This is a genomic window from Pseudomonas sp. FP2254 (genome assembly GCF_030687695.1).
Lineage (GTDB): Bacteria > Pseudomonadota > Gammaproteobacteria > Pseudomonadales > Pseudomonadaceae > Aquipseudomonas > Aquipseudomonas quebecensis.
This window is the reverse complement of sequence record NZ_CP117444.1, coordinates 2498605-2517406: the sequence shown is the minus strand read 5'-3', so window position 1 is coordinate 2517406 and position 18802 is coordinate 2498605. Positions and strand designations below refer to the sequence as shown.

Sequence of the window (18802 nt, the reverse complement as noted above, 5' to 3'; positions counted from 1 at the left end):
CATATAAAAAACAAAAGTTTAAGGCCCCCATGAAACGCTACGAAAAATTCGCCGACGACATCGCCGAACTGATCCGCTCCGGTGTCCTGGGGCCTGGCCAGCGCGTGCCGTCGGTGCGTTATGCCAGCCAGACGTACGGCGTCAGTCCCTCTACGGTGTTCCAGGCTTATTACCTGCTGGAACGCCGTGGACTGATCCGCGCCCGTCCGCGTTCCGGGTATTTCGTCAATACCCACGCACCGCGCCCGTTTTCCGAGCCGGTGGTGAGCGAGCAGGTGCATGAATCCACTGAGGTGGATGTGAGCGAACTGGTGTTCTCGGTGCTCGACTCGATCAAAGACCCCAACACCGTGCCCTTCGGTTCGGCGTTTCCCAGCCCGATGCTGTTCCCGTTACCGCGCCTGGCCCGCTCCCTGGCCAGCGCCAGCCGGGAGATGGACCCGCGCCTGGTGGTTACCGACATGTCGCCGGGCAACCCGCAATTGCGTCGGCAGATTGCCCTGCGCTATATGGTCGGCGGCCTGATGCTGCCCATGGAAGAACTGCTGATCACCAACGGCGCCCTCGAAGCGCTCAACCTGTGCCTGCAGGCCGTGACCGAGCCGGGCGACCTGGTGGCCATCGAAGCACCGGCGTTCTATGCCTGCCTGCAGGTGCTGGAGCGTTTGAAGCTCAAGGCGGTGGAGATCCCGGTGCACCCGCGCGACGGCATTGATCTCAATGCCCTGGCGCAAAGCCTTGCGCGCTACCCGATCAAGGCGTGCTGGAGCATGACCAGTTTCCAGAATCCCATGGGCGCCACCCTGCCCGAAACCAAAAAACAAGCGCTGGTGGAACTGCTGCGCAGCCACCAGGTGCCGTTGATCGAAGACGATGTGTACGCCGAGTTGTACTACGGCCAGCACGCGCCCAAGCCGGCCAAGGCTTTCGACACCGAAGGCCTGGTGATGCACTGCGGCTCCTTCGCCAAGAGCCTCGCGCCGGGGTATCGGGTGGGATGGGTTGCCGCCGGGCGCTATGCGCAGAAAGTCGAGCGTTTGAAGCTGATGACCTCACTGTGCCCATCGATGCCGGCGCAGGCGGCGATAGCCGACTACCTGCAACACGGCGGCTACGACCGGCACCTGCGCAAATTGCGCTATGCCCTGGAGGAACAGCAAAGCGCCATGCTCGCTGCCATCGGCCGCTACTTCCCGGCACAAACCCGCGTCAGCCAACCGGCCGGTGGTTACTTCCTGTGGCTGGAACTGCCGGAACAGATCGACTCGTTAAAACTGTTCCAAATGGCATTGGCCCAAGGCATCAGCATCGCGCCGGGGCCGATCTTCTCCGCAACCCAGCGCTTCAGGAATTGCATCCGCTTGAATTACGGCAGCCCCTGGACAGAAGCGTCGGAAAAAGCGATGGAGACGCTGGGGAGGATTGCGCGGTCGTTTTGACTGGAACCGAAGCGTCAGCCGGACCACCCAGGCTATGTGCTCATTAAAGAAAGCCCCCTGCTGCTCAACGTCGAGATTTTCTATGAACTCTGTCCTGCCCGCAGGCATCAAGCCATTACCCGTGCCCCCCAACTACATGCGCACCGCTGAACGCAATCAACTGCGCGAGATGACAGGCCCCGTGCGCCGTCCGGACGGCGATCATCGATCGGCAGAGAGGATTATCGAGCAAAGCGCGGTCCTGTCGCGCTTCCTGGAAAGCCGTGATCACTACCCGCTCGCCGACGCGCTCAAGTGGCAGGTCGGCGACTGGACCGAGGCGAACCCCAACCCGGACGCCAGGGCCGATGCCGCGTATAACCTGGAAAAGGTACTGCGGTTCATAGACAACGCCGACGACAGGTATCTGAGCGACAGTCGGACCCGCAACGGGCAGATCGACGGTTTTTTCAATGCGGGCTACGGCATCCGACTAAAATCCGAAGCCAGCCTGCTCAGCGAGTTTTCCAGTAAAGGTTATGCCGCGCTGCGTTATGTGTGGACATGAGCGCATTGGTAGCATCCTGGTCGGCTGTGAGGCCCCCATCGGGGCATAGATATTCTTAAAGTCTGACAAATAACTTTGTGATAGCGGGCTTGTTATGGTGAGCGGGCTTGCTGTGGTGAGCGGGCTTGCCCCGCGCTGGGCTGCGAAGCAGCCCCAAACCCAGGCAACTCGGTGTGTCAGCTAAACCACATCGCCTGAGATAGGGCCGCTTCGCAGCCCAACGCGGGGCAAGCCCGCTCACCACAACAAGCGCCTCACCACAGAAAGCCTGCCCACCACCAGAACCTCATTTTCCAAGGCTATGTTTTTACCGAAGATGCGCAGCCACCAACCCTAACCACGATGCGAAGCGAGCCGCTCTTGCTTTTGACCTCAGGCGCCCCGCTAACCAAGCTGGCCGGATTACGGGCACACCCAGCCTGAGCGAGGTGCCGAGTGGGGCGAAGCGTTTTGAGACCCCCTCATCCCAGGTTTTTGTCAGGCGCCGCGGCGTCTTCGGCACGGCGAATATCGGCCATGAAACCGTCTGCCGGCAGCGGATGGCCCAGTAAGTAGCCTTGCAGGGAGTTACAGCCCAGGCGCGTCAGAAAATCCTGCTGCCGGTCGGTTTCCACACCTTCGGCCACGATCCGCAGCCCCAAGGCCTGGCCGAGGGCGACGATGGCCGAGACGATGGCGGCGTCGTCGCTGTCGTGTTCCAGATCACGCACAAAGCCCCGGTCGATCTTCAGCTCGTTGGCCGGCAGGCGCTTGAGGTACATCAGGCTGGAATAGCCAGTGCCGAAGTCATCAATCGACAGGTCGACACCCATGTCGGACAGCTGCTGCAACACGTTCATGCTCGCGTCGGCATCGCTCATGGCGGTGGTTTCGGTGATTTCCAGGGTCAGGCTGTTAGGCGGCAACTGATGGCGTTCAAGCGCGGCAGCGACGCTGTCGACCAGCCCGGCATGGCAAAACTGCAACGCGGACAAGTTCACCGCAATGCGCCACTCTTCATAACCCTGCACGTACCACACGCGCATCTGGCGGCAGGCTTCATTCAGCACCCATTCGCCGATGGGAATGATCAGCCCGGTTTTCTCCGCCAGGTCGATAAACGTCGCGGGCATCAACAGGCCCTGTTGCGGATGCTCCCAGCGCAACAAGGCTTCGGCGCCCACCGCAATGCCGCTGGCGGCATCGAACTTGGGCTGGTAATACAAGCGAAACTGCTGCTGCTCCACGGCATTGCGCAGGTCCTGCAACAGCTGCAGTTGTTTGCGCGCATTGGTGTTCATCGACACATCGAAAAAGCTATAGCCGTTCTTGCCCAGCCCCTTGGCGTGGTACATCGCCGCGTCGGCATTCATCAGCAGGTCCTGCGGGGTGCCGCCGTTGCCGGGGAACAACGCGATACCGACACTGGCAGAGATTTTCAGTTCGTGTTCGGCCACCTGGAACGCGCGGTTGATCAATTGCACCTGGCGCTCGGCAAGACCGAGGGCGTCGTCCGGCTGGCTGAGTTGCACCAGCAGTACAAACTCGTCACCGCCAATGCGCGCCAGGGTGTCGTGGCTGCGCAAGTCCTCGCGCAGGCGCAGGCCCACCTCGCGCAGCAATTGGTCGCCCAGATGATGACCAAAGGCATCGTTGACCGGCTTGAAGCCATCCAGGTCGATAAACATCAGCGCAAAGCAACCGCCTTGTTCCTCCACCGCCTGCATGGCCTGTTGAATGCGATCGGCGAGCAGGCTGCGATTGGGCAGACCGGTCAGCATGTCGTGCAGGGCCAGGTGGGTCAGCTCCTGGTTGGCCTGGGTCAGGGACGTGGCGAGCACGGCGGTGCGCGCTTCCAGGCGGGCGTCGAGCAATGAAGTCAGCAAGGCGATGGCAAGCACCGCCAGGGTGGTGACCAGCACCAGGTTGTCCAGGCCGTTGCCGCTCAGACCGTCCAGCGCGGCGGCGCAGTAGCTGTCATCGGCAAAACTGGCCGCCGCCATCCCGGTGTAATGCATGCCGACGATGGCCACGCCCATCACCACTGCGGCACCACCGCGCAGCAGGCGCACATGGGGGGTGTTGCGCCGCAGGTTGAACGCGATCAGCAGGGCCGCGCCCGAGGCCGCCACCGCAATCAGCAGCGAAGCGCCGAACAAGGTCGGGTCGTAGTCGATGCCCGGGGTCATGCGCATCGCGGCCATGCCGGTGTAATGCATGCAACTGATGCCGGCGCCCATCACCAGCGCGCCGAACAGCAATTGCCAGGCGGGTAAACGGGCCTGGCTGACCAGCCACAGGGCGAAGCCACTGGACAGCACCGCGATCAACAGCGACCACGCAGTGATGCCGACGTCGAACCCCAGGGCGAACGGCAAACGCAGCGCCAACATGCCGATAAAGTGCATCGACCACACCCCTACCCCCATCGCCAGCGCTCCGCCGGCGATCCACAGGTAGACAGCGCGCCCCTGGGCGGTGGCGATGCGGCCGGACAGGTCGAGTGCCGTGTAGGAAGCCAGGATCGCAACGAACAGCGAGATCACGACCAGCGAAGGGGAATAGCTACCGATAAGCATGACGAGTCTCGCGGGCGACGAGCTGGAACGCCCGTACCGAGTGGCAAAGCGGCGGATTGTAGCGATAAATATTCGGCGACAGTTGAATAATTATCACAAGGCCATCATGGGCTTTTTGACGTCAATCCGCCGGCTCAAAAACGCCCGTGCGCGGCCTTGTGTATTCAGCCGTCCGCGATGGAAAGCGCGGGTGCTGCGGCTTAATCCTTGGCATCGATCGGCGTCTGCCCATCCCAGCCACCGCCCAGTGCGGCAATCAATTGCACGCTGGCCACCAGGCGCGACTGCAGCAAGGTCAACACACTGCGTTCGTTACTCAGAGCGGTAGCCTGTACGGTGACCACGTCCAGGTAAGCGATCAGCCCGGCCTTGTACTGGTTCTGGGTCAGGCGCAATGACTCGCGTGCCGCCTCCAGCGCTTCGTTGCTGACCACGGCTTCGTCCTCCAGCACCTTGAGTTGAACCATGTAGTTCTCCACTTCGCGGAAGCCATCCAGCACGGTCTGACGGTACTTGGCCACGGTTTCGTCATAGGACGCCACGGTGCGGTCGACTTCCGCCGAGCGCTGGCCACCGTCGAACAGGGTCATGGCCAGTTTCGGTCCCACCGACCAGAAGCGGTTGGGCAGGCTGATCCAGTCGGCATAGGTACTGCTGGAATAGCCACCGGCCAGGCTCAGGGTCAGGTCCGGATAATAGGCCGCCTTGGCCACACCGATATTGGCGTTGGCGGCGATCACCGCGCGTTCGGCCGAGGCGATGTCCGGGCGGCGTTCGAGTAACTGCGACGGCAGGCCGACCGGGATCTGCGGCAACTGCGGAATGTCCTTGCTCACGGCCAGGTTGAAGTTGGCCGGCGCCTCGCCGATCAGTACCGCGATGGCATTTTCCAGCTGAGCGCGCTGCCAGATCAGGTCGATCAGGCTGGCCTGGGTGGTCTTGAGCTGTGTCTGTGCCTGGGCCACCGCTTCTTTGCCCGAGACTCCGGCGCGGTACTGGTTCTCGGTCATTTGCAGGGAGCGCTGATAGGTGTCGAGGGTGGCCTGCAGCAGCCGCGTCTGTTCATCCATCACGCGCAGTTGCAGGTAGCTTTGCACCAGCTCCGATTGCTGGCTCAGACGCATCGCGGCCAGGTCCGCCGAGCTGGCTTCGGCGCTGGCCTCGTTGGCCTCCAGGCCACGGCGCAACTTGCCCCAGACATCCGCCTCCCAGCTCACGCCCAACTGCGCGTTGAGGGTGTCGCGGATGCCACTGCTGGAGCTGCTGAGGCTGGCACTGCTGCTGCCGGTGCCCTGGCTGGCGCGGGTCTTGCCCACGCTGAGGTCGACGCTGGGGTAGAACGCGCCGCGTGAGCTGCGCACCAATGCCTGGGCCTGGCGAAAGCGCGCCTCGGCCTGGGCCACGGTCTGGTTGGCATTGTTCAGGCGCGCGACCAGGTCATTGAGCTGACGGTCGCCATACAATTCCCACCAGGCGCCACGGGCCAGTGAGTCGCTTGGCGTGGCCTGGCGCCAGCCTTGCGCTTGCTTGAACTGCGCGGGTTCGATGACCTGCGGGCGCTGATAATCCGGGCCGATGGCGCAGGCGCTGAGCAACAGACCGCAGAGTGCCGCTGCCAACAGCTTTTTCGGGGCGAGGGATGAATCGGTCATAGCGCAGTGTCCAGGGCAGCATCGGTCCGTACGCCGCGCCAGGCATTGAAGCGGTGGCGCGCGCGGTCGAGGTAAAGGTAAACCACCGGGGTGGTGTAAAGGGTCAGGATCTGGCTGAACACCAGGCCGCCAATGATGGTCAGGCCCAGGGGCTGACGCATTTCCGCGCCGTCGCCGGCGCCGAGCAGCAGCGGCAAGGCGCCGAGGATGGCGGCCAGGGTGGTCATCAGGATCGGCCGCAGACGCAGCAGGCAAGCGCTGCGGATCGACTCGAGCGGGCTCATGCCGTCATGGCGTTCCAATTGCAGCGCCAGGTCGATCATCAGGATCGCGTTTTTCTTCACCACCCCGATCAGCAGGAACAGGCCCAGCAATGAGATCAGGCTGAACTCGCCACCCAGCAGGTAGATCGACAGCAATGCACCGACACCGGCCGAGGGCAACGTCGACAGGATCGTCAATGGGTGGATATAGCTCTCGTAGAGAATCCCCAGCACCAGGTACACCGCCACCAGCGCGCCGAGGATCATGAACGGCTGGCCCTTCTGCGTCGCCGCAAAGGCATCGGCGGTGCCGGCCATCTTGGCGATCACATCCTCCGGCAGGCCAACCTTGGCAATCGCCCGTTCGATGGCGGCTGTGCCCTGCTCCACCGTGAACCCGGGAGCGATGTCGAAAGCAATATTTTCCGAGGCGAACTGGCCTTCATGGCTGACGCGGTCGTCCGCCAGGCTGTTCTCGTAATGGGCGATGGTGGACAACGGTACCCGTGCGCCGTCGGCGGTAATGACCTGCACCTGGTTCAGGGTGATCGGGTCCTGGGCATATTTGGGATTGACCTCCATCACCACCTGGTACTGGTTGAGGCTGTCGTAGATCGTGGAAATCTGCCGCTGGCTGTAGGCGTTGTTCAGCACCCCCGTGACCATGTTCATGTCGATGCCCAGGCGCTTGGCCTGGTCGCGATCGACCACCAGCGTGACCTGCGCCGCCCCCCGGCCTTCGCGGGCGTCGATGGCGGTCAATTCCGGCAGCTCGCGCAGCGCGCCAACCACTTTCGGGTACCACAGGCGCAGCGCGGCCAGGTCACCGCTTTGCAGGATGTAGGAATACTGGGCGCTGGTCTGGTCGCGACTGCCGCCGAACTGCAGGTCCTGGTCGGCCATCAGAAACAGGCGCCCGCCCGGCACCGGCGGCACGTTCTTGCGCAGCCGCTCGATCACCGCCTGGGCCGAGACCTTGCGCTCTTTGATGGGTTTGAGCCGCACCAGCATCACGGCGTTGTTGGTGCCGTTGTTGCCACCGATAAAGCCGGCCACGCTGAGCACTGCGGGGTCCTTGAGCACGGCCTGGCGAAAGATTTCCATCTTCGGTTGCATCACGCTGAACGACAGGCCGTCGTCGCCGCGCACAAAGCCGATCAACTGCCCGGTGTCCTGCTGCGGCATAAAGGTTTTCGGCACCACGATGTACAGCGCCACATTGACGCCGATGGTCAGCAACAGGCTGAGCAAGGTCAGGCGCCGATGGCGCAGCACCCAGTCCAGGCTGCGGGCGTAGCCGGCGACCATGCGCTCGTTGATCCTGTGGCTCCACCGCTGCAGACCGGTCATATGGCCTTTGACATGGGGCCTGAGCCAGCGCGCGCAGAGCATCGGCGTCAGGGTCAGCGACACCACCAGCGACACAATGATCGCCGCCGACAGGGTGATGGAAAACTCGCGGAACAGGTTGGTGACGATCCCGCCCATAAACAGGATCGACAGGAACACCGCCACCAGCGACACGTTCATCGACAACAGCGTAAACCCGACTTCCTGGGCGCCCAGATAGGCCGCCTTCATCGGCGGCACGCCGTCATCGATATGCCGGGAGATGTTCTCCAGCACCACAATGGCATCGTCCACCACCAGGCCGGTGGCCAGGATCAACGCCATCAACGAAAAGTTGTTCAACGAGAACCCGTACAGGTACATCACCGCGAACGTGCCCACCAGCGATACCGGCACCGCCAGGGTCGGGATCAGCGAAGCGCGGAAATTGCCGAGGAACAGGTACACCACCAGAATCACCAGCCCCACCGCGATCAGCAGGGTCATCTCCGCTTCGTGCAGGGTGGCGGTGATCACCGGCGAGCGGTCCATGGCCAGGCTGAGCTTGACGCTGGAGGGCAGCACCGCCTGCAGCGCCGGCAACTGTGCCTTGATCTGGCGCACGGTCTCGATGATGTTGGCCCCGGACTGGCGGTTGATCACCAGCAAAACGGCCGCATCGTTGTTGAAGAAACCACTGTTGTAGCGGTCTTCCACGCCGTCGCTGATCCTGGCCACATCCCCCAGGCGCAAAGCCGCGCCGTTCTGGTAGCGAATCAGCAGCGGCTCGTAGTCCTTGGCCTTTTCCAGCTGGTCATTGGCTTGGATCTGCCAGTTGCGTTCGCTGTCTTCCAGCGAGCCCTTGGGCCGGCGCTGGTTGGCATTGGCGATGGTGTTGCGCACATCGTCCAGGGCCACGCCGTACTGGTCGAGGGCCTTGGGTTCCAGTTCGATGCGCACCGCCGGCAAGGAGCTGCCGCCGATCTGCACCTCGCCCACCCCCGGCACCTGGGACAGGCTCTGGGACAGGATGGTGGACGCCAGGTCGTACAGCTGGCCCTTCTGCAATACGTCCGAGGTCAGCGACAGCACCATGATCGGCGCCTGGGACGGGTTGATCTTCTTGTAGGTGGGCATGCTGCGCATGCCGCTGGGCAGCAGGTTGCGCGAGGCGTTGATGGCCGCCTGCACTTCCCGCGCCGCGCCGTTGATGTCGCGGTCGGAGTCGAACGCCAGAATCACCCGGGTCGAGCCCTGGCTGGAACTGCTGCTCATGGTGGTGATGCCGGCAATCGAGCCGAAGGAGCGCTCCAGCGGCGTGGCTACGGTGGACGCCATGACCTCGGGGCTGGCGCCGGGCAGGCTGGCCGACACCACGATCACCGGGAAGTCGATCTGCGGCAACGGCGACACCGGCAGCAGGTTGAAGCTCACCCCGCCGAGCAACATGATCGCCAGGCTCAGCAGCATGGTCGCTACCGGCCGGCGAATGAACGGTCCGGACAGGTTCATGGGGGGGAGCTCCAAGCGGCAAGTTTCAAGCTACCTGCAAAAGACGTAGGCTGCCCCTGCCGTTCCCTTGCAGCGTGCCGCTTGCCGCTTGCCACTGCTTTCGCCACGCCCATCACACCACGTCCTCAATGTCGGTCTTGCGCCAGCGGCGTCCCAACCGATCGAAATACAGGTAGATCACCGGCGTGGTGAACAGCGTCAACACCTGGCTCACCAGCAGCCCGCCGACCATCACCAGGCCCAGGGGCTGGCGCAGCTCCGCACCGGAACCGCTGGCCAGCATCAACGGCACGGCGCCGAACAGCGCGGCCAGGGTGGTCATCAGGATCGGTCGGAAACGCAGCAGCGCGGCCTGATAAATCGCGGTCTGCGGGTCGAGGCCCTGGTTGCGTTCGGCGTCGAGGGCGAAGTCGATCATCATGATCGCGTTCTTTTTGACGATACCGATCAGCAGGATGATGCCGATGATCGCGATCATGCCCAGGTCATTACCACTGAGCAGCAACGCCAGCAAAGCCCCCACCGCCGCCGAGGGCAAGGTGGACAGGATGGTGATCGGATGGATATAGCTCTCGTAGAGCACGCCCAGCACGATGTACATGGTGACCACCGCCGCCAGGATCAGCAGCAAGGTACTCGACAGCGAGGCTTCGAACGCCTGGGCCGCGCCCTGGAACTGGGTCTGCACGCCCACCGGCATGCCGATGTCTTTCTGCGTCTGGTTGATCAGCTCCACGCCCTTGCCCAGCGCCACGCCGGGCGCCAGGTTGAATGACATCATCACCGCCGGGAACTGGCCGATGTGCGCCACGGCCAACTGGGCCTGGCGCTGCTCCACCTTGGCCAGGCTCGACAGGCGCACCTGGCCGCCGTCGGTGGTTTTTACGTAGATCTGGTTCAGCGCGTCCGGGCCGAGGGTTTCGCCGGACTGGGCCTGCAGCACCACGCGGTACTGGCTGGCCTGGGTGTAGATGGTCGAGATCTGCCGCTGGCCGAAGGCGTCGTACAGCGCGTCGGTGATGGTCGAAACGCTGACGCCCAGGCGCGAGGCCGCATCGCGGTCGATCACCAGGTACACCTGCAGGCCTTTGTCCTGCAGGTCGCTGGCCACGTCGGTGAGTTCCGGCAACTGGCTGAGGGCGTGCACCAGCTTGTCGCTCCACAGCGCCAGCAGCTCGGCGTCCGGCGACGACATGCTGAACTGGTACTGGGTGCGGCTCACGCGGTCTTCAATGGTCAGGTCCTGCACCGGCTGCATAAACAGGCGAATGCCCACCAACTGGTCGATCTGCGGCTGCAGGCGGGTAATCACCTGGGCAGCGCTGAGGTCGCGCTGGCCATGGGCCTTGAGGTTGATCAGCAGACGGCCGCTGTTGAGGGTGGCGTTGTCACCGTCCACACCGATATAGGACGACAGGCTTTGCACCGCCGGGTCGGCGAGGATGATCTTGGCCAACTCCTGCTGGCGCTGGCTCATCGCCGCAAAGGAGATCGACTGCGGCGCTTCGGAAATACCCTGGATCACGCCGGTGTCCTGCACCGGAAAAAAGCCCTTGGGCACCACCAGGTACAGCACCACGGTCAGGCCGAGGGTGGCGATGGCCACCAGCAGGGTCAGCGGTTGGTGCTTGAGCACCCATTGCAACTTGCGCCCGTAGCCTTCGATCAACCAGTCGATCCAGGCGCCACTGGCTTTATAGAAACGGCCCTGTTCTTCTTCCTTGGGCTCACGTTTGAGCAGACGCGCGCACATCATCGGCGTCAGGGTCAGGGACACCACCAGGGAAATCAGGATCGCCACCGCCAGGGTGATGGCGAATTCGCGGAACAACCGCCCGACCACATCGGCCATGAACAGCAGCGGGATCAGCACCGCAATCAACGACAGCGTCAGGGAAATCAGGGTGAAACCGATCTGCTTGGCGCCCTTGAGCGCGGCAGCCAGCGGCGTTTCGCCCTCTTCGATATAGCGGGAAATGTTTTCCAGCATCACGATGGCATCGTCCACCACAAAGCCGGTGGCGATGGTCAGGGCCATCAGCGTCAGGTTGTTGATGGAAAACCCGGCCAGGTACATCACGCCAAACGTACCGACCAACGACAGCGGCACCGCTATGGACGGAATGATCGTGGCGCTGAACCGGCGCAGAAACAGGAATGTCACCATCACCACCAGGGCAATGGCGATCAGCAGCTCGTGCTGCACGTCCTTGACCGATGCGCGGATGGTCTGGGTGCGGTCGGTAAGCACGGTGACTTCCAGGCCGGCCGGCAGGTTGTCGGTAATGCTCGGCAGCAGTGCCTTGATACGGTCGACCACCTCGATCACGTTGGCGCCCGGCTGGCGCTGGATATTGAGCAGCACGGCCTGGTTCAGGTTGGCCCAGGCGGCCAGGCGTTCGTTCTCGGCGCCGTCGACAATCTGCGCGACGTCCTTAAGACGCAGCGGCGCGCCGTTGTTGTAGGCCAGGATCAGTTCGGCGTATTGCTGGGGCGAGACCAACTGGTCGTTGGCATCGAGCATCGAGACCCGCGTAGGGCCATCGAAGTTGCCTTTGGGCTGGTTGACGTTGGACGCCGCGATCAAGGTGCGCACGTCCGACAGGTTCAAGCCGTTGGCCGCCAGGGCTTCGGGGTTGACCTTGATGCGCACCGCCTGGCGCTGGCCGCCGGCGATGCTGACCATGCCGACGCCGCTGATCTGCGCGATTTTCTGCGCCATGCGCGTATCGACCAGGTCATTGAGCTTGGGCAGCAGCATGGTCTTGGAGGTGATCGCCAGGGTCAGCACCGGGGTGTCCGCCGGGTTGACCTTGTTGTACACCGGCGGCGCCGGCAAGTCCTTGGGCAGCAGGTTGGTGGCGGCGTTGATCGCGGCCTGCACCTGTTGCTCGGCCACGTCCATATTGATGTCGAGGTTGAAGCGCAGGGTCAGCACCGAGGCGCCGCCGGAGCTGGTGGAAGCCATCTGGGTCAGGCCGGGCATCTGCCCGAACTGGCGTTCCAGGGGGGCGGTGACCGCGCTGGTCATCACATCAGGGCTGGCGCCGGGGTACAAGGTCATCACGCGGATGGTCGGGTAATCCACCTGCGGCAAGGCCGACACGGGCAGCAAGCGGTACGCGATGATGCCGGCCAGGACAATGGCCAGCATGCTCAGAGTGGTCGCGACCGGGCGAAGGATAAACAGCCGCGACAGGTTCATGAACCGACCTTTTGCGCCTTGCCGGCGGTGTCGCCGGTCTCCCCTTTGGCCGCGGGCTTGCCCTGCAGGTGTTGAGTTGGCGTGGTCGGTACTTCGCTGCTGTCATTGACCACTTCGACCTCACTGCCATCCTTGAGGCGGTCGGTGCCTTCCAGCACCACCCGGTCGCCGGCGACCAGGCCTTGCTTGATCACGGTGTTGTCGCCGTCGGTGTCGCCCACTACCAGCGGCTGGACCTTGACCTTCTTGTCGCCATCAAGCTTGTAGACGAAGGTGCCGTTGTTGCCGAACTGAATGGCCGCCGAGGGGGCCAGTACCACGTTGTGCAAGGTGTCGGCCAGCAGGTGCACATTCACGAACTGGTTGGGGAACAGCGCCTGGTCCTTGTTATCGAAGCGTGCCTTGAATTTCAGGGTGCCGGTGGTGACATCGATCTGGTTATCCAGGCTTTGCAGCACGCCGGTGGCCTGAATCTTCGCGTCGCCACGGTCCCAGGCTTCCACGGGCAGCTTATTGCCGGCGTGGTAACGGGCCAGGACCGTGTCCAGGGTATTTTCCGGCAGGGTGAAGGCCACGCTGATCGGCTGGGTCTGGGTGATCACAGCCAGCGCGGTGGTGTCGTTGGCCGCTACCAGGTTGCCCACGTCAAGCTGTCGCAGGCCTACGCGGCCACTGATGGGCGCGCGGATCCTGGTGAATTCGAGGTTGAGCTTGGCGTCATCCACCGCACCCTGGTTGGTCTTGACCGTGCCCTGGTATTGCAGGACCAGCGCTTCGGCGGTGTCCAGGGTCTGTTTGGCGATGCTGTCCTGGGCATACAGGTCGCGATAGCGCTGCACGTCGACCTGGGCGTTCTTCAACTGGGCCTGGTTCTGCAACAACGTGCCCTGGGCCTGGAGCAATGCGTTCTGGTAGCTGCGCGGGTCGATCTCGGCGAGCAGGTCGCCGGCCTTGACCATCTGCCCTTCTTCAAAGGCTATTTTTACCAACTCCCCGCCCACGCGGCTGCGCACGTTGATGGTGTTGAGCGCCGTGACCGTGCCCAGCGCCTTGTAGTACACCGGGAATTCCCCCAACACCGCCGGCGCCACGCGCACCGGCACCGGGCCGGTAGAGCCGCCGAAGCCCGGGCGCGCCATGCCGGTTTTGCCGGTGTGCCCGGCGGGTGCGTCTTTATGGGCCGCGCCGCCTGGCCAGAATTTCCAGCACAGGCCGGCGATAACCAGCAACACGAGCAGGCCGAACAGCCAGCGACGGGAACGACGGGGGGAGGATTGCATTGAGTGGTCAACCATTGGGCGCGAGAGCTTCTTCTTTGGGAGGCTGAAAGATAAGCACTGGGGCGCATTTAGAAAAGCGCCTTTACCGGCTATTTACCTTGGGCTTACAACGTCTGACTTCAGCAGCTCAGTTCATCGGCTATTTGAGCTAAGCACCTGAAGCGCAAATAAAAACGGCCTGGACTAGGCCAGGCCGCAATCATGTATCAAGCGTGTTACCGCCAAGCGACAGCAATGCGCCGAAACAGTTACTTCAAAACAGCCAGGGCTGCTTCGTAGTTCGGCTCCTGGCCGATTTCCGCTACCAGCTCGCTGTGCAGCACGGTGTCGTTCTCGTCCAGCACGACGACCGCGCGGGCGGTCAGGCCTTTGAGCGGGCCGTCAGCAATGGACACGCCGTAATCAACCGCGAAATCCGAATCACGGAAATCCGACAGGCTCTTGACGTTTTCCAGGCCTTCGGCGCCGCAGAAGCGCGCCTGGGCAAATGGCAGGTCGGTGGAGATGCACAGTACCACGGCGTTGTTCAGTTCATTCGCCTGGGCGTTGAACTTGCGCACCGAAGTGGCGCAGGTCGGGGTGTCGACGCTTGGGAAGATGTTCAGCACTTTGCGCTTGCCGGCAAAGGTCGCCAGGGTTGCGTCCGACAGATCGCCGGCGGTCAGGGTGAAGTCGTGGGCCTTGGCGCCAACGTGCGGCAGTTCGCCTTCAACCTGGACGGGGTTGCCTTTGAGGGTGACTTGAGCCATGAACAGAATCCTTATGCTGAGTTTGGGTTAAACGAATTCGAGAGGCCGAAGTTAACCACAAAGTACGGTGACCACCTACCGCCGGACACAAATTGTCATGTCGTCGGTTGTGGTTTAATTGCGCGCCTTTCGCCCTGCCCTGCAAGGAAACCGTTGTCGATGAAGTCGCCTGCTACCCGAGTCCTGGTCATTGGTTACGTCTGGCCGGAGCCGCGCTCCTCGGCTGCGGGCGGGCATATGATGCAGATCCTCGAAACTTTTCTGACGCAAGGTTGGGACATCACCTTCAGCAGCCCCGCCGCACTCGGCGAGCACAAGGCCGACCTGTCGGCGCTGGGCATCGCCGAATGCGCCATCGAGCTCAATAACAGCAGTTTCGATGACTTTGTCCGCGAACTGGCCCCGGATATCGTGCTGTTCGACCGTTTCATGATGGAGGAGCAGTTCGGCTGGCGCGTCGAAAAGCACTGCCCGAACGCCCTGCGCGTGCTCGAGACATCCGACCTGCAGAGCCTGCGCGACGCTCGCCATCAGCGCCTGAAAGCGCGCCTCAAGGCCGAGCCCGACAGCGATGACTTTGCCGACCTGTTCGCCCCGGCCCTCGCCGAGGAGTTCCAGCACATGGCCGACACCGACCTGGCCAAGCGCGAAATTGCCGCGATCTACCGATGCGACATCAGCCTGATGATCTCCGACGTGGAAATCCGCCTGCTCACCGAGCAGTTCAAGGTGCCGGCCACCCTGCTCCACTGGTGCCCGCTGATGCTCGAGCCGCCGAGCGAGCCGTTCACGCCGTTTGAAGACCGCGCGCACTTTCTCAGCATCGGTAACTTTCGCCACGCCCCCAACTGGGACGCGGTGCTATGGATGAAGAACAGCGTGTGGCCGCTGATCCGTCAGCAACTGCCGGGCGCCCAGTTACATATTTATGGCTCCTACACCCCGCCCAAGGCCACTGCCCTGCACAACCCGGCACAGGGCTTTCATGTCATGAACTGGGCTGAAGATGCGCTGCAAGTCATGAGCGCTGCGCGCATTTGCCTGGCGCCGCTGCGCTTTGGCGCGGGCATCAAGGGCAAGCTGGTCGATGCCATGCTGTGTGGCACGCCAAATGTGACCACGCCGATCGGCGCCGAAGCCATGGGCGACGAGCAACCATGGCCGGGAGCCATCGCCACAGATGCCAATGCACTGGCCATCGCTGCCGTAGCCCTGTATCAAGACCGCGGGCGCTGGAATCGGGCGCAGAACGACGGCCGCAACCTGATTGCCCGCCGTTACGATCAGGCGGTCCATGGCCCGGCACTGATCGAATGCCTGCAACAATGCCGCCACCACCTCGCGGCCCATCGCCGCGACAACTTCACCGGCAGCATGCTGCGCCACCACGCGCATAAAAGTACTCAGTACATGGCACAGTGGATCGAGGCGAAAAACCGCAACGTGTAAACACAGACGTTGGCGACGTGGTGCACAAGGGGCATTATCCTACGCAGCGACCACAATAAAGCGACGGCAGCATGACCCGAGCAACGCGCATCACCGACCCTTCCTACGAGCTGATGGACGATCACAACGGTCTGTCCATCATTTATCGCCAGCATGGTTTCCCCTGCCCGCTGGTGCGCTGGCATTTCCACAAGGAATACGAACTGCACCTGATCGTCGCCAGCTCCGGCAAAGTGTTTATCGGCGACTATATCGGCAACTTCTACCCCGAGAGCCTTTTCCTCACCGGCCCCAACCTGCCCCACAACTGGATCAGCCAGGTGGAGGAAGACGAAGTGGTGCCCAAGCGCGACATGCTGGTGAACTTCACCGATGAACTGCTTGAACAGGGCAGCCATATTTTCGCCGAACTCAAAAACCTCGCGCCGCTGCTGGAGCGCGCGCAGTCGGGTATTGAGTTTCGCTGCAAGCACACCATCGCCCAGGCCATGGCCTTGATGCAGCGCATCGAGGACGCCCAGGGCATGGCGCGCCTGGGGCATTTCTTTATCCTGTTGGACGTATTGAGCGCGTGTGACGACTACCAACTGCTGTCCGGCGTTACCGCACCGCAAACGGCCGACGAACACAGCATCGACCGCACCAACCGCGCGGTGGACTACATTTTCGCCCACTACGCACGGGAGTTGCCGCTCGAAGAAGTCGCCGAGCACCTGGGCATGAAACCCACCTACTTCTCCCGCGTGTTCAAACAGGCCACCGGGCGTACGTTTATCGAATTCGTCAATCGGCTGCGCATCAGCAAGTCCTGCGAGCTGCTGGCCGATGGCGATAAGGCCGTGACGGATGTGTGCTTTGAGTCGGGCTTCAATAACATCTCCAACTTCAACCGACGCTTTCAACAGCTCAAGGGCATGACCCCGTCCCATTACCGGCGACTGGCGGTGCAACGCTTGACCGAGCAGAACCTGGCCTGAGGGTGACCGTTCACTGGCTGATATTAAAGGTTAAGTACTGCACTGATCGTTCCCACGCTCCCGCGTGGGAATGCAGCCCGTGACGCTCCGCGTCGCCTGCGCGCAGTAGCCTGAGCTGGCGGCGCTTGGCGGGACGCGGAGCGTCCCAGGAGGCGTTACCACGCAGAGCGTGGGAACGATCAAACACGGCACAAATCGTTCCCACGCTCCCTGAACTGACCCCACAAAGTTGGACGATTTTCTATCTATGCCTGAGCGGCCTGAATTCTGTATTCAACAGGACTCAGGCCGTTTAGCTTCAGTCTGATACGCGAGTGATTGTAATACTGGATGTACTCGTCGATGCCTGCGTGAAGCTCATCCAGGTCGTTAAATTTTTTCAGATAAAAAATTCGGACTTCAGTGTGCCGAAGAAACTCTCCATGGCCGCGTTGTCATAGCAGTTACCCTTGCGCGACATGCTCGGCGTAACGGAGCATTTTTTGAGAGCCCGCAGGTAAATGGGCATTCGATACTGCCAGCCCTGGTCTGAGTGCAAAACCGGTTTTTCATGCGGCTGAAGCCGCTTGAATGCACCTTTGAGCATCTTCCCGACCATATCGAACAACGGTCTTCTGGCAACCTCGTAGGAAATGATTTCGCCGTTGTACAGATCCAAAACGGGAGACAGATAAAGCTTCTGACCTCCAACTTTGAACTCTGTAACGTCGGTTACCCACTTTTGATTGGGTGACGGAGCTTCGAACTCACGCTTCAAAAGATTAGGCGCTGCCTTGCCTACCTCTCCCTTGTAGGCCCGGTATTTCTTCACCCGCACCAAGCTCTTGAGCTGAAGCTGCGCCATCAGTCGCTGAACAGTCTTGTGATTGACGAGATGACCAGCGCTCCGTACAGCAGCCGTTATGCGGCGATAGCCATACCGGCCCTTGTGCTCGTCGAACGTCGAGCGAATCTTGTCTTTCAGCTCTGCGTACTTATCAGCCGCTTGCAGCGCCTTTTGCTGATAGTAAAAGGTGCTGCGTGCCAAACCGGCAAATTTCAGCAGGCTTTCGAGAGAATGCAGCGGCCTCAGTCCTATTACGATTTGCGCTTTTTCTGCTGCGCTATTCGTTTCTTCTCCTGAACCAAGGCATCGAGCTTTTTTAGGTAGTCGTTTTCCATCCGCAACTGCTTCACCTCGGCAAGCAAATCATCGCGTGAGCGTGATTCGTCATCGGTTGAGCTGGGTTGAACAGGAGGAATGGTGGTCGGCATTTTTTTCGGACGTCCGGCTCTATTAGGCTGCTTGGTAAGGGCATCAAAACCGCCCTCATCAAAGCGGCGTTCCCAGAGGCCGATGATGTCGAACTTACGGATGTCGAACAAGGCCGCCGTCTGCCGATAGGACAGCTGTTCCTCACGCATACGGTTCAAAACAGACAGTTTGAAGTCGTTGCTATAGCGCTGCAGCTTTTTCTCTTTAAGCCCAGCAACGCCATGCACTTGATAGGCCGCGACCCACTGACGAAGGGATGAAAAGTCCACATTGTGACGGTGTGCAACATCCCTCAAACCCGCGCTACCGGAACAATAGTCCTGCACGGCTGCGAGTTTTGCTTGCTCTGTGTACTTACCCATGACGCCCCCAAAGGTTGTGTCCAACCTTTGGGGGTCAGTTCACCCGCGTGGGAATGCAGCCCGTGACGCTCCGCGTCGCCTGTGCGCGGTAGCCTGAGCTTGCGGCGCTGGGCGGGACGCGGAGCGTCCCAGGAGGCGTTACCACGCAGAGCGTGGGAACGATCAAACACGACACAGATCGTTCACCCCGCGTGGGCATGCATACCGTGACGCTCTGCGTCACCA

Annotated in this window: 10 protein-coding genes and 1 pseudogene; 4 read left to right on the top strand and 7 right to left on the bottom strand. The window is 61.9% G+C overall.

What is annotated here, in order from left to right:
• Positions 1–29 precede the first annotated feature (29 nt).
• Positions 30–1439, top strand: a complete 1410-nt coding sequence (mapR, locus tag PSH94_RS11525; protein WP_181081838.1) for a GntR family transcriptional regulator MpaR — start codon at positions 30–32, stop codon at positions 1437–1439.
• A gap of 82 nt (positions 1440–1521) precedes the next feature.
• Positions 1522–1986 carry a hypothetical protein gene (locus PSH94_RS11520; protein ID WP_305437550.1) on the top strand — a complete coding sequence of 155 codons (465 nt, stop codon included), beginning with the start codon at positions 1522–1524 and terminating at the stop codon, positions 1984–1986.
• A gap of 461 nt (positions 1987–2447) precedes the next feature.
• Here PSH94_RS11520 and PSH94_RS11515 read toward each other — a convergent pair whose 3' ends face one another.
• The 6 genes from PSH94_RS11515 to tpx form a co-directional block, all read right to left on the bottom strand.
• Positions 2448–4544 carry a bifunctional diguanylate cyclase/phosphodiesterase gene (locus tag PSH94_RS11515; protein WP_305437549.1) on the bottom strand — a complete coding sequence of 699 codons (2097 nt, stop codon included), beginning with the start codon at positions 4542–4544 and terminating at the stop codon, positions 2448–2450.
• A gap of 200 nt (positions 4545–4744) precedes the next feature.
• On the bottom strand, positions 4745–6196 hold the full coding sequence (locus PSH94_RS11510; RefSeq protein WP_181077341.1) for an efflux transporter outer membrane subunit: 1452 nt from the start codon (positions 6194–6196) through the stop codon (positions 4745–4747).
• Complete coding sequence (locus PSH94_RS11505) at positions 6193–9300, bottom strand: efflux RND transporter permease subunit (RefSeq protein ID WP_181077340.1); 3108 nt, start codon at positions 9298–9300, stop codon at positions 6193–6195. The genes PSH94_RS11510 and PSH94_RS11505 overlap by 4 nt, the downstream gene beginning before the upstream one ends.
• 112 nt (positions 9301–9412) lie before the next feature.
• Entirely contained in the window at positions 9413–12505 is a 3093-nt protein-coding gene (locus tag PSH94_RS11500; protein WP_181077338.1) for an MdtB/MuxB family multidrug efflux RND transporter permease subunit, read from the bottom strand.
• Complete coding sequence (locus PSH94_RS11495; RefSeq protein WP_181077336.1) at positions 12502–13800, bottom strand: MdtA/MuxA family multidrug efflux RND transporter periplasmic adaptor subunit; 1299 nt, start codon at positions 13798–13800, stop codon at positions 12502–12504. Before PSH94_RS11495 ends, PSH94_RS11500 begins: the two co-directional genes overlap by 4 nt.
• Positions 13801–14033: 233 nt before the next feature.
• The gene (tpx, locus tag PSH94_RS11490) at positions 14034–14534 is read right to left on the bottom strand and encodes a thiol peroxidase (RefSeq protein WP_305437548.1); all 501 of its coding nucleotides are present in this window, start codon (positions 14532–14534) and stop codon (positions 14034–14036) included.
• A 159-nt stretch (positions 14535–14693) separates the two neighbouring features.
• On the opposite strand from tpx, the gene PSH94_RS11485 reads away from it, so the two are divergent.
• Entirely contained in the window at positions 14694–15983 is a 1290-nt protein-coding gene (locus PSH94_RS11485; protein ID WP_305437546.1) for a glycosyltransferase, read from the top strand.
• 71 nt (positions 15984–16054) lie between these two features.
• Entirely contained in the window at positions 16055–16960 is a 906-nt protein-coding gene (locus tag PSH94_RS11480; protein WP_181077330.1) for an AraC family transcriptional regulator, read from the top strand.
• Positions 16961–17205: 245 nt separating this feature from the next.
• On the opposite strand, the pseudogene PSH94_RS11475 reads toward PSH94_RS11480, so the two are convergent.
• A pseudogene (locus PSH94_RS11475) lies at positions 17206–18577 on the bottom strand (IS3 family transposase).
• Between the last annotated feature and the right edge of the window lie 225 nt (positions 18578–18802).